This is a genomic window from Litchfieldia alkalitelluris, from assembly GCF_002019645.1.
GTDB lineage: Bacteria > Bacillota > Bacilli > Bacillales > Bacillaceae_L > Litchfieldia > Litchfieldia alkalitelluris.
The window spans coordinates 4,281,747-4,298,185 of sequence record NZ_KV917374.1; the positions used below are offsets into that span (position 1 = coordinate 4,281,747).

14 protein-coding genes and 1 pseudogene are annotated in these 16,439 nt (G+C 34.6%); 3 read left to right on the plus strand and 12 right to left on the minus strand.

The features are described 5' to 3' along the window. Positions 1-150 precede the first annotated feature (150 nt). The 4 genes and pseudogenes from BK579_RS19945 to BK579_RS19960 form a co-directional block, all read right to left on the minus strand. A complete protein-coding gene (locus tag BK579_RS19945; protein ID WP_078548483.1) occupies positions 151-2,106 on the minus strand; it encodes a lipoteichoic acid synthase in 1,956 nt (651 codons plus the stop codon). A gap of 468 nt (positions 2,107-2,574) precedes the next feature. Beyond that, positions 2,575-3,408 (minus strand): annotated as a pseudogene (locus BK579_RS19950) (metallophosphoesterase). 152 nt (positions 3,409-3,560) lie between these two features. Then, a complete protein-coding gene (locus BK579_RS19955; RefSeq protein WP_078548486.1) occupies positions 3,561-3,917 on the minus strand; it encodes a putative zinc-binding protein in 357 nt (118 codons plus the stop codon). Positions 3,918-4,199: 282 nt separating this feature from the next. Further along, on the minus strand, positions 4,200-4,796 hold the full coding sequence (locus tag BK579_RS19960) for a DUF421 domain-containing protein (RefSeq protein ID WP_235848485.1): 597 nt from the start codon (positions 4,794-4,796) through the stop codon (positions 4,200-4,202). Positions 4,797-5,359: 563 nt separating this feature from the next. On the opposite strand from BK579_RS19960, the gene ric reads away from it, so the two are divergent. Further along, positions 5,360-6,067, plus strand: coding sequence for an iron-sulfur cluster repair di-iron protein (gene ric, locus BK579_RS19965; protein ID WP_078548489.1), 708 nt, complete (start codon positions 5,360-5,362; stop codon positions 6,065-6,067). Positions 6,068-6,385: 318 nt separating this feature from the next. Here ric and BK579_RS26955 read toward each other — a convergent pair whose 3' ends face one another. From BK579_RS26955 to BK579_RS20005, 8 genes are all read right to left on the minus strand, one after another. Continuing rightward, the gene (locus BK579_RS26955) at positions 6,386-6,730 is read right to left on the minus strand and encodes a hypothetical protein (protein ID WP_328589286.1); all 345 of its coding nucleotides are present in this window, start codon (positions 6,728-6,730) and stop codon (positions 6,386-6,388) included. Next, complete coding sequence (locus tag BK579_RS26960) at positions 6,687-6,941, minus strand: hypothetical protein (protein WP_328589287.1); 255 nt, start codon at positions 6,939-6,941, stop codon at positions 6,687-6,689. Before BK579_RS26960 ends, BK579_RS26955 begins: the two co-directional genes overlap by 44 nt. A 2-nt stretch (positions 6,942-6,943) precedes the next feature. Next, complete coding sequence (locus BK579_RS19975) at positions 6,944-7,570, minus strand: SCO family protein (protein ID WP_078548491.1); 627 nt, start codon at positions 7,568-7,570, stop codon at positions 6,944-6,946. 140 nt (positions 7,571-7,710) lie between these two features. Beyond that, positions 7,711-8,070, minus strand: a complete 360-nt coding sequence (locus BK579_RS19980; RefSeq protein ID WP_078548493.1) for a cytochrome c oxidase subunit II — start codon at positions 8,068-8,070, stop codon at positions 7,711-7,713. A gap of 62 nt (positions 8,071-8,132) precedes the next feature. Beyond that, on the minus strand, positions 8,133-8,675 hold the full coding sequence (locus BK579_RS19985) for a hemerythrin domain-containing protein (protein ID WP_078548496.1): 543 nt from the start codon (positions 8,673-8,675) through the stop codon (positions 8,133-8,135). 651 nt (positions 8,676-9,326) lie between these two features. After that, complete coding sequence (locus BK579_RS19990) at positions 9,327-10,670, minus strand: MATE family efflux transporter (protein WP_235848486.1); 1,344 nt, start codon at positions 10,668-10,670, stop codon at positions 9,327-9,329. A gap of 1,476 nt (positions 10,671-12,146) precedes the next feature. Continuing rightward, positions 12,147-13,379 carry a Bcr/CflA family efflux MFS transporter gene (locus tag BK579_RS20000; RefSeq protein ID WP_078548500.1) on the minus strand — a complete coding sequence of 411 codons (1,233 nt, stop codon included), beginning with the start codon at positions 13,377-13,379 and terminating at the stop codon, positions 12,147-12,149. A gap of 304 nt (positions 13,380-13,683) precedes the next feature. Then, positions 13,684-13,878 carry a YwbE family protein gene (locus BK579_RS20005; RefSeq protein WP_078548502.1) on the minus strand — a complete coding sequence of 65 codons (195 nt, stop codon included), beginning with the start codon at positions 13,876-13,878 and terminating at the stop codon, positions 13,684-13,686. A gap of 291 nt (positions 13,879-14,169) precedes the next feature. Between BK579_RS20005 and guaC the strand changes: the two genes are divergently transcribed. Both guaC and BK579_RS20015 read left to right on the plus strand, forming a co-directional pair. Next, positions 14,170-15,153, plus strand: a complete 984-nt coding sequence (gene guaC / locus BK579_RS20010; RefSeq protein WP_078548504.1) for a GMP reductase — start codon at positions 14,170-14,172, stop codon at positions 15,151-15,153. 212 nt (positions 15,154-15,365) lie between these two features. Then, positions 15,366-16,211 (plus strand): nuclease-related domain-containing protein, encoded by an 846-nt coding sequence (locus BK579_RS20015; protein WP_328589288.1) that lies wholly within the window; start codon positions 15,366-15,368, stop codon positions 16,209-16,211. The last annotated feature ends 228 nt before the right edge of the window (positions 16,212-16,439 follow it).

A 16,439-nucleotide genomic window follows, 5' to 3' on the forward strand; every position in this document is an offset into this window, starting at 1 on the left:
AATACTTCTAAAGTTATTAACAATTTTCTATAAATTTATACATTCCATAGAAGCTTTTAAACTACCATTTACATAAAGTAGGTTATATGGATAATCACAATAAAAAAAAGTTGCCGAGTCAATACTCAACAACTTTTTTTTGTTTAGTTATTAATTATCATATCCATTTGAAACTGACTCTGATGCATCTTTAGTATAATTGAATTGTGATCGATCTACCGGAATAAAATCTTTAGGAGTATAAAAACGTAAAAGATCTCCCTCCACAAGACGATCTGAGAAGCTTAGCTTCATTTCAACGATTGCCTTTAACTGCATAGTTTTTTCCGATTCTTCGATTTCTAAACCAGTTTTAGAGTCGTAGTATTTACCACCTGTATATGTTACTTCAGGTCCAACAAAATCACCATTCCTAAAAGGAATTAGTTCATCATGTTTTTCAGATAATAAATCTGTCCCAAATTGTACATAATGCTTTGTATCTACGCCTAACAGATGTAACAGTGTAGGAAGTAAATCAATTTGCCCAGCATATTGATGCATCGTGCCTCCCTCTATTCCAGGAACACGAATAAATAATGGTACACGTTGTAAGCCAGCACTTTCAAATTCTGTAATCTCTTTGTTTAAAACTTTGGACATAGCTTCATTATGATTTCCTGAAATACCATAATGATCACCGTACATAATTATCACTGAATTATCATACAAGCCAGCTGTCTTAAGATAATCAAAGAACTCTTTTAAAGCCTCATCCGCATAACGTGCCGTCTGAAAATAGTTATCTACAGACTTATCACCAGTTGTATGTGGAGCAATAGTTGCTTCTTCTTGATCCATTGTATAAGGATAATGGTGTGAAACGGTCATAAATTTTGTATAAAATGGCTGTGGTAAAGATTCAAGCATAGAAGCTGATTGTTCAAAAAATGGTTTATCGTTCAAACCATAATCTGCGAGGTCCTCAGGATTCATCATATAATAACTTGAATCAAAAAAAGCATCATACCCAAATGATTTATAAATTTCATCACGATTCCAGAATGTTCCATTATTCCCGTGAAACACTGCTGAAGTGTACCCTTTTTGTCCTAAGATCGCAGGAGCCGCTTGATACGTATTTAACCCCTTTGTTGAAAATGCAGAACCCTGTGGTAAACCATACAAAGAGTTTTCTATAATAAACTCAGCATCTGCTGTTTTCCCTTGTGCAGTTTGATGGAAAAAGTTATCAAAGTACATCGTATTTTCTTCTTCTGTTAAGGAATTTAAAAACGGTGTAACTTCCTCACCATGAAGTTTATAATCAATTAGGAAATTTTGAATGGATTCAAGATGAATATAAATCACATTCATTCCTTCCGCTGCTCCAAAGTATTCTAGATTTGGTCGTGCATATTCTGTTCTAGTATAGTTAATGACTTCAGTAATATCACTACTATCTGCCATTGCACGTTTTGCAGAAGCTTTCGTACTTTGAACTGCATCATAGATTGTGTAGTTATACATACCCAGATACTTCACAATATAATTACGGTCAAAGGTTCTAGTTAATAGCTGTGGACGATCAATTTCTGCTAACCCTAAGTTAATTAACATAATAATCATCGCTGCAATTAAATTTCTGTTTACCCTTTTTCTATTAATTTGTAATAAAGTATCTTTTTTACTAATCACTACAGCTAAAATAAGTAATACCATTGTATCCAAAAACAATAAAACATCATTAGGCTTTAACAATGATGTTATACTTCCACTCACATCGCCAAAATTTTGCGTTTGAGTTAATGTTGGTAGTGTTAGAAAATCACTAAAGAAACGGTAATAAACCGCATTTGCAAACAACAACATGCTCAAAATTATATTAATAGCAATAAGCCATATATATTTTCTTTTTCCTTTTGCAAATAACGCTAACCCAAGGAAAAATAAAGAAGATCCTAGTGGATTGAGAAACAATAGAAAATGTTGATACGCATTTTCTAAGCCCAAATTAAACTGATTAAGCTGCACAACATATGTTTTTAACCACAACAAAATAACAGCTAAGTAGAAAAGGCTCATAAAATTATTTTTAAATCTAATTTTGCCAAACAAAGTCTTCATAATTTTTTCACCTCTCCAAGTATCTTTCATTTAACCAATCTATAATTTTAATAAACATTAATTATATAAAATGCGGATATTTATCGCCACTAACAAGAAAAATTAACGACTAAATAGATATTACAACTTTCTACGAAAAAGTCAATAAGCGATTTAATCAATTAGCAAAACCACAAATTGTCCTTCGAAAAATTTTAAATGGGTTGTGTCCTGTCATGTTGATTTCACTGTGATTTAATTTAAACGGAAAAATTCCACTTAAATTGGGAAATACCAACATTCCCCTAAAAAAAACAGGAGTTTTTCCGCTTTTATGAACCGAATCTATAGCTTTAGTCATATATTAGATAAGTTAACCGGAATTTCTCGCCTATGAGTTCCTATAACTACACGATAAATACCACAGTAACAATACCTGTGGTATTCCAAAACTTGATACTTATGTTTTAAAAAAGCCTAGGAACATACTTAGGCGGCGTCTTTATATAATGTTAAAACAACTATTTCTGGAAGATTAAAAATTCGAAAAGGTATGATGCTATTTCCAAGCCCTCTATTAACTATCATCGTCGTTTTGTCTAAAGTGTACTTACCAGAAGTGTACTTTGGAAATAATCCTTGATTTGGAGCAACTAACCCACCTACAAAAGGAATTCTAACTTGTCCACCGTGAGCATGGCCAGAAAATACAACATCAAATTCATATTGTGAATAAAGTGAAAGCATCTCAGGTCTATGTGATAAAAGAATTTTAAACGTTCCTTCTTTCTCGATTCCTTCTAGTGATTTCTTGATAGCTTCTTCTATTATTTCTCGTTCTCCTAAACTCTCGCTATGTTGGGTTGGATCATCAACTCCGGTTAAAAGAATTTTCTCATTTCCGATTTTTATCACATCAGTTGAGTTTCTCATTACGTTTACGCCTATTTCATTTAATTTGTTTTTCAATGAGGTGAATTTCCCAGACCACCATTCATGATTTCCTTTACAAAATATACTGGTGAAATTTTAACTAATTCTATCATTAATGCCAAACTATCTTTCTCATTAAACTTATCTGAATCAACTAAATCCCCAGTAAATACTATCAGATTTGGGTTTACTTTCCTCACTTTATTGACCAATTTCTTTTGATTCTTTCCGAAGGTTTTACTATGTAGGTCTGATAATTACACAATTTTATACTCATTAAAGCTGGATGGTAGTTTTGCCGAGCGAATTGTAGTTTCTGTTTTAACTATAAAATTGTTTTGAAAATAAAAAAAATGGTAAAGCTAGAATCAAACCAGATATAACTAACAATAATTTTCTCTTTCTTGGTTTCAAATTTTCACCACATTTCGTTTTAAATCTACTAGACCTCTTCTAAGTTTATCACACTTTAATAAAGGTCTCTTGAACGCAAAAAACGACTACTTCATATCAGTAGTCATTTCAGATATTCCACTTATTTATTATTTTATAAGAGTTAAAATTTGATTATAAGTATCTTGAAAGAGGGAAATATCCGGATCTTCACCTTGTATTTTTGGTATAGCAAAGTCAGATAAATTAAAGTGGTGCTTCAGTTTAACATCATGTCTAGATAAACAACTTTTGCAACAAGATAGTGGACAACCATCTATAGCAATGATGTCCCTTCCGGACTTGGCTGTTTTGACAAGTGGTTTCACATCTCCTCCAACTCCCGCAATACATGACATCTCTGCAATATCTTCTCGGTCCATCTTAATTGCAATCATGTTGGCAGTTTGTGCCGCTGACGAACAACCGGAACATGAATAGACTATTGGCAGATTCTTTCTCTTCATAGTTAAACTCCCCTTTCCCTTTTGATTAAGCTATTATTCACTTTACTGTAATTAATTTCTTTTAGTCTGTGAACATTATTACTTTTCAGAAAAGAGTTTTTCATGTTAAATTTCAAGTTAAATTCTTTCAGTGATAAAACAAAGCGATTATTTTAAACTCTTGATAAGATCTAACTTAAAAATGTAATTTAACTCCAATTATTAATAAAAAAGAGTATCCCATATCGAATACTCTTCTTGTACCCTTATTGATTTAACTAACCTAACACAAAGCACTTTAATTCAGTGTAATTGCTTTGTATTAGCTGGTGAATTTTTGTGATTAATTTCATCAAATAAATTGGTACCTGAACTAGTAGGTTGTTCTAGAGACTGAACAGATGTAAATCCCATCTGTTGCATAAGCTTTTTAAATTCACCGACAGTTAATGGTTTTGCTTCAGGCATTAATTCATACCCTAGCTGACCGTTTGGTTCAATGGTAGCTGTCTTAATATCTGACAATTCACTTATACCCTGTTGACGAATCTGCATTTCGAGCTTATCTACCGTTAATCTCATTTTTTTTAATGTACTTGTTTTCAACTGCCCATTTTCAATTACTACTTTTGATTTTCCAGTAATAAGTTTTTCAAGCGTATTGAATTTCATTGTTAGAAACTCTATAACTACTAGAAAAAGTATAAATACCGCTGACCCTGTTATCGTATTAACAATCCCGTGATCTGCTACCGGCTGGATAATTATAGAACCAACTGAAATCAAAACAACGGTTGTTGCTATGGTCAACTGCGATACAGATTTCCTCCCAACAAATCGCAAAAATAAGAAACCAACTATAACCATTACTGCGGCTTTTAGGATAATATTATAATCCAAAGAAAATCCTCCCTTTTAAAACTTATATAGCTATTATTAGGGAACCTTCTCCGTTTATTCATTAATCCTCCGGGTAAATTAAAAAGTCAACCTACAAACATTTACTATAACTACAGCTACAGCCTTTATCGAATTATTCATTCCTTATCAGAATGCCTTAACACACTTCTTCTACTTGTTCTCCACACTGAAAGCATCGGAGTATTCCGTTTGAACTTATGATTCCATTTAGAAAGCCATCCAAACAGTAGATTTGTTTCCCACATCTTTGGCAATTCCCTATCTCTTCTTTCATTATTTACTCCCTTCCTAAATCTAAATTAACGGAACAAATAGAATCTGGGAAAAGCAATCAAGTCTAAATAAAAAATTGATTGCCCCCCACTTCAAGTGGTGATAAAAAAATAATATATTTTTAATATATATTTATTTGATGTACTTTAGAATTTTAATATGATGAGATTAACAGGTCATAAGTGATGTACATCACCACAAACTCTTTCTGCCATTGGTATTCTAACATTAGAAATAAAATAAAATCTTACTTATTGGAGGAATACACAATGGAACATACATTTAATGAGACTTCGGTTATCGGAGATATTGTTACAAAATTCCCGAAGGCTGGTGACTTTTTTAAGACGTATCGTATTGACTTTTGTTGTGGTGGAAATAGACCACTAATAGATGCAATAAATGAAAGAAATTTATCATCAGAAGATGTATTATCAAAGTTAAATCTTTTATACCAAGAGACTAAAGCATTAAATGAAGCTCGAATTTCATGGGAATCTGCATCGAATGTTGAGTTAATTGATTTTATCATTCATAAACATCATCGCTTTCTAAATGAAGAATTACCACAGCTTAGCCCTTATGTTACGAAAGTTTTACGTGTTCACGGAGCTGCTCAACCACATTTAGCAAAAATACACCGATTATTTCACGAATTAAAGACCGAGCTAGAACAACATCTCATTAAAGAAGAAACCGAAGATTTCCCTTTAATTCTTGCTCTTGACGAAAACCCAACAGATGAAAACTATGCAAAGTTACAGGCGGTGGTTAATGAGTTGGAAAATGAGCATAGTCACGCTGGAAATATTCTTAAAGAACTTCGTGAAGTTACTAATGATTTTACACCACCACTTGGAGCATGTGGTACTTACCGTCTAGTTTATCAACGTCTTGAAGCTCTTGAAGCTGATTTATTTGATCACATTCATTTAGAAAACAATATCCTATTCCGCCGGGCTGCTCAATCAGCTTGATTGCGTTAAAAGTACAAAAAGCGTAGATTCCTTTAGAATCACGCTTTTTCACTTGTTTCTTTGAGGATGGAAAAATGAGTATCGTTTCTTCGTCACATGGGGGTTCATAGAAGCTCTGAAGCTCTTTACTGTCATTAAAATAAAGCTGTCAGGGCTATGGTCTTATTCGGGCAACTTCGAGGCCCTGGAAACAAAAACCGTCTGAACCTCTTGCCACTTCGACAACTTTAACCACTAGTGATCACAAGTTGTACAAACCCCACACCACTTCATTCAAACAGATGACAGTCGAGCCACACCTCATAACAAGATAGCTATTCATTCATACTGTGACGAATCCACAAAAAATCTATAAATCAAGTAAAAAAACAATGTAATAGCCATCGTTATATATCCCCAACCTAAAGTTACCTGCTCAGCCAGGAGGTAATTATTACATAGCTGAACTGGTGACATGGTGTACAGCAAACCTAATCCAATAAATGCTAGGATAAAAACAACAACTAATGCAGTCTTTCCCCACTCTTTTAATTTTTCCCAGCTATCTCTTAAAGGAATTCCAGCTAGAAAAGGTAAACTAATAAACTTAAAAATTTCTACGATTGAACTAGTTAAGGCATCATCCATCGCCCTTGGAATCATCCAATAAATTAATAACAACAAATAACAAAATACCTGGTACGCCATTCCCATTCCACTTCTCAAAAAAACGGGGAAATTTTTCAATAAAAAAAGGTGCCATTAAAAACCCTGAAATCATCAAAAATGGCATTTGCATATGCATATGAAAAATCATGATTGATTCTAATAGATGAATAGCAGGAGGGGTCGCTAATCCAACAAGAACGAATAAGCCAACATAAAATTGTTTCATAACTATTTCTCCTCTTCCTTATCCAGAATATCAATCACTTTATAGGCCGAATCTTCTACGTTGGTATAATCCATCACATCGATTAACGTTCCTTTTGTATCCAACAAATAAAAGGCAGAGTTATGAGCAAAATTGCCATACTCATCTGGAATCACGATCACTCCAAATCTCTCAAGTAATGAATTTAGTTCTTCCTGATTAGGTATTCTGGCCATTCTCCATGTTTCACCATCACTATGAAAAAGGTCTTTATATTGGTCTAGCCTTTCTGGAGTATCTTGCTTTGGGTCAAAGCTGATACTTAAAAATACGATGTCTTCTCCCATATACTGACTCGGTATCAACTCATAGACTTTCGACATATTTACCTCTAAATCAATACAAACGGTTGTACACATAGAGTAAAAAAAAGTAATGAATACATGTTTCCCCTCAAATTCAGATATTGTGTAATTTCTTCCTTCACTATCCTCTAACATCACTTCAGGAAATGTTGGATTTTCTTTTACTAGTTCGTTAACTCTAGCTGTTTCGGCTGTAAAAGAAGTGAAGCCGTCAGTCCCAATAAAAAACAAACTCACTCCAAAAATGATAACTAGAACAGATGAAAGTGTATTATAACTTCTCATTTGACACTGAAAATAAGGTTCCTTTGTTTGATTCAACCAAATCCTCGTTATCATCTGTATTTTTTTGGTTAGCCATGAAACACCCTCCCTATTTAGTAAGATGAATGATCCCCTTCTATTACTCTGTAACATTACTTTTATTAACTTACTACTAATTTCGCCGTCATTTCGGCATGCCCACCACCACAAGGGATAGAACAACGAATGATATATTCTCCTGCTTCAAGATTTACAGTTGCTTTTCCATCTCCATCTATTTTCACATCAGTACCATCGATCATAATTCCGTGATAACCTTCAACATTTTTCAGTTCGATCGTAATATCTCCAGCTGCAGCTGTATATTCATCACTATTGAAATCCCAGTTAGATGCTTCTAAAGAAATAAGTTGTGTGCTTTTATTATTCTCACTGCTAGCAACATCTTCAGTATTTCCTCCGCATGCTCCTAATATTGAAACGAAAAGGATAACCAACCCAAATAACAAAACTCTTTTCATTTTGCATTCTCCTTTAAAAAATGTATTTGTATTTGTATTTGTTATTAAAGAGGGCTGAAAGACTAAATTGATTTCTCCAATTTTTCTTGTAACACCGCTTTTTCTTCCTCTGATAACATCCTTTCAGCTAACGGAAATAGGACATTTTCTTCTTTCATAAAATGCTCTCTTAAAATCAGAATCGCTTCGGTAATGTTGAGTGTGATATCACTAAACTCATTCTCAACTAAAGATTCGACTTTTTCTGTGCCTTGTAAAAACAACTTAAGATGCTTCTTTGCTTGATCATGTTCAAATTCCATGACTGCAATTGGCCCAGTTTCGCGACCAATATAATTTGCGACGAGAGGAAATAGTACACCTTCCTCATCCTCGATGTCAGAATGAGGATCCAAATGATTAACAAAATCAACCACAACTTCTCGTAATGCTATAAGCTCAGCCTTCATTGGAGTTGAGTTTTCGAGAATATTTGTGGCCTCTTCATAAAGATGATCCATCTGTTTTCTTAACGGGATATGTTCATTCTTTAGTAGTTGTAAAGGCAATGATAATGTTTGTTCCTCGTTTGACATCATCCCACATGACCTAGGTTGAAATTCCATCGTTTTTTCTCCCCTTTATTCAAGATTGTTTTTCCATCTTTAACCTATCAGAATTGAAAACTTGGAAAAGTGATGCACATCACGTCTTTATAATCTTCAAAGCTCTTTTGCAAATTTCATATTAAATGATTGTGATTTCAATACATTTAGAACCCGTTAAAACCCTTATTATTATTGGTTTTATTTGTTAGATAACCTTTTGAATTCTTTTCGAAAATAGAAAAATGAACAAACTGTGACAATTAGTCCAAGAAAAACCTCTACTTGGCTAACGTTGTAATCTTAAGTTTACATGTCCACTAGAAAAACAAATTAGTAAAACAACAAAGACACACTGTTCCTAACTATTAATACATGTTATTTTTACAATTCAAAAAATTTTATTATGAAAATAGAACATAAGAAGGATATGGTTGTGACCGTATTCTCATTGATCTAGCACATGTAATGTAAGAAAAACCTTTGAAAAATATGAACGAGAAAAAACCCCGAATGAGTTCAATTCGAGGTTTAAGTGTTTGATTTTGGGTTATAGTTTAAATCTAGTAATCATAAAAAGTGCTGTTTAAAGGTTACGGGTGAAGGGATTAGAGAAGCTGTCGGCAACCATTAAGTGGTTCAAATAAACTTTAATTGACTTTAAGCCAAAGCTTACTTTTCCTCTGCAAATAACTCCCTCTCTCTCCACTTCCCCCATCTAAAGTAAGCAAACGCAAACATACTGCTAATAATAAAACTTACCCCCATTCCAATCGCAATCCCATTTTGTCCAAATAGATTTGAACTTATATGCGTTAATGGATAACGAAGTAACCAAAAAGAAAGAATATTGAGAACTAACACCTGGTACATCGCTCCAGATGCCCTTACAATTCCATTCAAAATAAAGTTAAGACCAATAAACGGATAGAAAAAAGCAATAATCCGCAAATAATTTGTACCAAAGACGACTGTTTCTTTTTCCTGAACAAATAATCTGGTTAGATGCTCAGCAAAGACAAACACAAGAGCTGCAATTACTAACATAATCACTAAATTATAAATAGCACCTGAAATTGCAATTTCACGAACTCGATCCCAGCGTTTAGCACCAATATTTTGTCCTGCCATACTGTTCACCGCAGTGCCTAAGGCTAAAGCTGGTAAGGTGATTAAACTATCAATTCTCTGTGCCGCACCAAATCCAGCAACAACTGGTCCACCAAATGAATTAACAACGGTCATGATCGCTGTGACTCCAGCAAAAATCACTGTCATTTGAAGTCCAGACGGGATACCCAGTTTAAGAATCAACATCACTTCTTCCCTTTTTGGAAGAGAAGGTTTTGTAAATGGGACTATTTGTTTCTGAAAAGTATAAACAACTCCCATCAAGAAAGCCGTACCTTGGGATAAAACCGTGGCATATGCAGCCCCATTTATGCCCCATTTAAAGACTGAGATGAACAACGGATCTAACACCGTGTTTAACAGGGCTGCTACCATAACAAACTTCAATGGTGTTTTACTATCGCCAACAGCTCTTAAAACAGTACCAATAAAGTTGTAGCCAAGTAAAAATAGGATTCCTAGAAAATTAATTTGCAAGTATGTCTTCGCTTCTGAAAGCATTTCATCAGGGGTATTTAGAAATTCCAAAATAGGTCCAGAAAAAAGAAAGCCTGCGCTTCCGATTAAAACAGCTAAACTAGTCAGTAACACCACAAAGGCATTTAGGTATGCTTTAAGACCTTCATCATTTTCCCTTCCTCTTTGCTGAGACAAGATTGTTAATGTTGCATTATTTATTCCAATAATGAAGGATAGAACAGTCACAACAACAGTAGAGGAAATCGTGGTTGCCCCGAGTGCATTAGTTCCTAATAAGTTCCCAACCCACAAACTATCAATAAATTGATAGGATACTTGTAAAAGATTTGTTAGCATAATTGGTCCAGAAAACATGATTAACTGTTTACTAATTTGACCATCTGTAAAATCATATTGTTTCGGCAAACTGGAACACTTCCTTTGGCCTTTTAACATTTCCATATTTTATAACACAGAGATAACCGATTCAAGGCATTCGCTCAGTAGACTTTCTTTTGAATAAGTATTTGCACCATAGAAATATGAAAAAGTTTACTGCTTATAATGAGTGGGAATTTTGGTGATTCCAGTGGCTTTGATAGAGCTGCAGAAGATAAAAGAAGGAGGAAGTAAATCATAGACCTTCTTTGATTAAGTTGCCTAAGCGAAAACAAATAGGAACTCAATCATAGACCTGCTTTGATCCAGTTACCGAAGTGAAAACAAAGAGGAACTCAATCACAGACCTGCTTTGATCCAGTTGCCGAAGTGGAAACAAAGAGGAACTCAATCATAGACCTGCTTTGATCCAGTTGCAGAAGCAAAAACAAAGAGGAACTCAATCATAGACCTGCTTTGATCCAGTTGCAGAAGCAAAAACAAAGAGGAACTCAATCATAGACCTGCTTTGATCCAGTTGCAGAAGCGAAAACAAAGATTAGATTAGGCTTTGGGCATGAGAAAGAGAATCAAACAACTCTTTTCGTTCCTTTTTTTGGGCTTTTGGCATGAATAAGGGAATCAAACAACTCTTTTCATTCCCTTTGTTGGGTTTTGGGCATTAGTAAGGGAATCAAACAACTCTTTTCATTCCCTATTTTGGGCTTTTGGGATGGTAAAGGAATCAAACAATGCCTTTCATTCCCTTTGTTGGGCTTTTGGCATGAGTAAGGGAATCAAACAACTCTTCTCATTCCCTTTGTTGAGCTTTTGGCATGAGAAAGGGAATGAAACAACTCTTTTCTTCCCTTTGTTGGGCTTTTGGCATGAGAAAGGGAATGAAACAACTCTTTTCATTCCCTTTGTTGAGCTTTTGGCATGAGAAAGGGAATCAAACAACTCTTTTCATTCCCTTTGTTGGGCTTTTGGCATGAGAAAGGGAATGAAACAACTCTTTTCATTCCCTTTGTTGAGCTTTTGGCATGAGAAAGGGAATCAAACAACTCTTTTCATTCCCTTTGTTGGGCTTTTGGCATGAGAAAGGGAATGAAACAACTCTTTTCATTCCCTTTGTTGGGCTTTTGGCATTAGTAAGGGAATTGGGCCTCTCCGACCTAGGTATTTTCAGGCTAGACATCCATGCTAAATAAGTATTTCTTCGCACCATCGTGAATGAAAATGTTTACTCATCAGTGTGGAATGAGCGGAAAGCCACTTGACTCCTGCGGGATCGAGTGGTCTCGTGAGACCCCACAGGAGCTGAGCCCCTGGCGACGAGGCTCACGGACCACCCCGCGGAAAGCAAGTGGGTCGCAGTTCATGGAACTCCACATCCAAAGTTATTTTCAGGCTAGACATCTATGCTAATTAAAATTAGCACCATGGAGTATGAAAAATTATACTTAGCTTAGTGTCTAGCTTCAGGGTAGACCTATATTATTTATCTACACAAAAAAAGGAGGATTATCCCTCCACATTAAAACTCACCTTTGTACTTACCTCTTGACTCTTCCTCGTAAATGTAAAGAAAACAATCGCACCTAACGAAGAAGTAATGAATAACGCTGCTCCCATTGGTACTGCTGTTGTTTCATTTATTCCAATTAAAGGTGAAACAATAGAACCAATCAGCAACGGTAGCATCCCGAGCACTGCACTTGCACTTCCAGCACGGTGACCTTGGTTCTCCATTGCTAGAGAAAAACTACTTGTTAAAATCATACCTATTGAAAGCATGTAAATAAAAATAGGAATAACTATACTAAATAATGGTCCTTCAATAATCGTCATTAACAACAAAATCGAATTTGCAGTCACTGCAATAGTAATCGCAATCTGAAGCAAGGTTCTTTCATGAATGATTCCACTGAATCGTCCGATTATAAAACTCCCTGAAATAATTGCTAGTCCATTAATCCCAAATAAAATGCTAAAGACTTGTGGTGATACATCATATATCCCTTGGTAAACGAAAGGAGTACCTGATACATAAGCAAAACTTCCACCATGAATAATTCCAACTATTAATGCAAAACCAATGAAAGATCGGTCCTTGAATAAACTACCTATTGTACGGACACTATGCCCTAGTGAGCTCGGAACTCGTTTTTCCTTTGGTAATGTTTCTTCTAGTTTTAAACCAATCCTGATTACAATGAACACTCCTATTAAACTTAAAAAGAGGAAAATCGTATTCCAGCTTGCAAAAGGGAAAAGCAGAATCGCTCCACCAGCCATCGGCGCAAGCATTGGAGCCGTTGCGTTTATTGACATAAGCAGGGCAAAAAACTTTGCTAACTCTTTTCCACTGAATACATCACGAACAACCGCGCGTGAGAGAACGATACCAGCTGAAGCGGTGAATCCTTGTAAAAAACGTGCAACAATTAGTGTTTCTATATTAGGAGCAAGTGCACAAAGGAAAGAAGAAACTGCAAATAAGGAAATGGATATTAACAGGGGTCTTTTTCTCCCATGAGCATCGCTGATCGGTCCTATAACCAACTGCCCAATTGCCAGACCAATTAAACAGGCTGTCAAGCTTAGCTGTACAAGTGAAGCACTAGCCCCGAAGTCGCTTGCAATTTCAGGGAAGCTCGGTAAATACATATCAATATTAAGTGGACCTAAAATACCAAGCATACTTAAAAGAAATGCCAGTGCCAAACGTTCTTTTCCAGTTGGATTCTGAACCATATTTTTAATCACCTTTCACTTTTACTATTCTTGTATATTAGCTGTTTTCGTAGAATTGTTACTTTTGAAAGTTCTATTAAAATCAATATCTACGAAGTAGAGTGGCCGTCTTTTCTTCCGATTAAAATCAGAATACTAAATAAATGGTGTTATTTAATTTAAATTAGGTCAATTAGTAACAGAAAAGAGCATTTATATTTAAGTTTATAGTCTACTTGACTAAACAATGTCTGTCTAGTGATATACTAAATTTTCCATTTCAATTTAAGTATAAGTGAAGGGGGAATTTGTGATAAGAAATTAATTAAGAAATAATTTCTTTTACTCTACCTACTATCCCGCTCTCTAACATCACCTTAATACCATGCGGATGTGTTGCTGAGTTGGTTAAAATCTTTGAAACAATTCCTTCAGTTAAATTTCCCGTACGTTGATCCTGTTTTTGTACAACTTTGACCTTTGTTCCAACCTTTATGTTGTTTCTAATAGTTCCTGACATGTTGTTCCTCCATATTTTTTTATTTAGTTTTTACTTTTATAGATGAATTTATTATTTATTTTACAAAAAATCATCAAACAAGCAAAACCCAAACATTAATTCTATCATCATATAATAATAATCGTTTTTTAATCAAAAATTACACATAATCCCATAGTTTTTTATAAAAAAACACATAAAAAGGTTTACTTTCAAAAAATGTATATTATAATAAAACATTGAGATACTGAAAAAAAATAGACAGTTTAATGAATATTAACTATGAAGCAATCTGCTTAGGGGGAAACAACAATGGATAATGTATTTGATTATGAAGATATACAATTGATACCGGCTAAGAGTATAGTAAATAGCCGTTCTGAGTGCGATACATCAGTTACATTTGGTGGAAGAACATTTAAATTACCTGTCGTCCCTGCAAATATGCAAACAATTATAGATGAGAAAATTGCTATTTATTTAGCTGAAAATGATTATTTCTATGTCATGCATCGATTTGAACCAGAAACACGACTTGCTTTTATCAAGAACATGCATGGTCGTGGATTATATGCCTCAATTAGTGTTGGGGTAAAAGAAGATGAATATCTTTTTATCCAACAGCTAGCAGATGAAAATGTTTTACCAGAATACATTACAATTGATATTGCGCACGGTCACTCAAATGCCGTGATTGAAATGATTAAGCATATTAAAAAACATATTCCAGAAGCTTTTGTTATCGCTGGAAATGTAGGAACACCTGAAGCAGTTAGAGAATTAGAAAATGCCGGAGCAGATGCGACAAAAGTTGGAATTGGTCCGGGTAAGGTATGTATTACGAAAATTAAAACTGGCTTCGGAACAGGTGGTTGGCAATTAGCAGCATTAAGATGGTGTGCTAAAGCAGCTAGTAAGCCGATCATTGCTGATGGCGGTATTCGTACACATGGTGATATTGCCAAATCAGTTCGTTTTGGTGCAACAATGGTAATGATTGGTTCGCTATTCGCCGGTCACGAAGAATCTCCAGGAACAACGATTGAACAAGACGGCAAGCTGTTCAAAGAATACTTTGGGTCCGCTTCTGAATATCAGAAGGGTGAAAAAAGAAATGTCGAAGGTAAGAAAATGTTAGTTGAGCACAAAGGCTCACTTCAAGATACGCTAACTGAAATGGAGCAAGATCTTCAATCGTCTATTTCCTATGCTGGAGGAAACAAGCTAGACTCCATCCGTCATGTAGACTATGTTATTGTTAAAAACTCTATTTTTAATGGAGATAAAGCTTTTTAAATATTAGGTTAATATATACTCCCCTCCATATTAACTGTGGGGGAGTTTTCCTGTTGGTATTAAATTGTTAACACAAATTTCATATTTCACTAATAGAATCTTGAATTTCTTTAATAGAATAAACTTATAAAATAGAAAGGAAGTGAATTATGATCGTTAAAAGTAGAACTGAATCTGACGAATTATTGACTATGCGGTACCTTAACGCAAGAATGAATTTAACAGAAAAGGAGAAATATCATTTGTTAAATCTCGAAAAGGGGTATGAAGGGGAGACTAAGTTTGACCTATTAGCAGCTACTCTTCCGGAAGAACGGTTTCTCATAAATGACTTACTGCTTGAAGTGAATAACTCCTATTTTCAAATTGATACTTTAATGATTTCGCAGGGTGGTATTTACCTATTAGATATCAAAAATTTCCAAGGTGATTATTACTTAGATGCAGATAAATTATATACCGTGACAAACGACAGAGAATATAAGAATCCTGTAGATCAATTAAAAAGAAGTACGACTTTACTTCGCCAGTTACTTCATAACCTCAAACTTAATTATCTTATTGAATCATTTGTTATCTTTATAAATCCTGAATTCACCTTATATCAAGCCCCCTTGAAGACACCTATTATATTTCCAACCCAGTTAGATCGTTTTTTACAAGAATTAAATAAATCACCTTCTAAATTAAACGAAGGACATAAAAAACTAGCTCAAACTCTAATTTCATTACATCAAACTAAAAATCCTTTTTCTTTACTACCAAAATATAATTATGACCAGTTGCAGAAAGGAGTTTATTGTCATTCCTGTAAGTCCTTCATAACTAGCATAATGAATTTTAACTTTATATGCGGTAAGTGTGGAGGAGCTGAAAAAATCGAAATAGCTATTTTGCGTAATGTAAAGGAATTTAAGCTGCTTTTCCCAGAATTAAAAGTAACCACACACAGCATTGATGAGTGGTGTAAGATGGAATTAAGTAAAAAGACACTAACTAGGATTCTAAAGAAGAACTATACAGCTTTTGGGAATACTAGTAATACTTATTATGTTTAAGTTGGTAATGAATTTCGTTTATTAGATGTTTATTGAAAACAATTTGAACATTGGCTCTTCTCGGACACCTTTAGCTCTTTTGGCTTCAAAGTTGTCTCAACCCGGACTCTCTTCGGACAGCTTTGGCTCTTTTGGCTTCAAAGCTGTCTGAACCTGGACTCTCTTCGGACAGCTTTGGCTCTTTTGGCTTCAAAGCTGTCTGAACCTGGACTCTCTTCGGACAGCTTT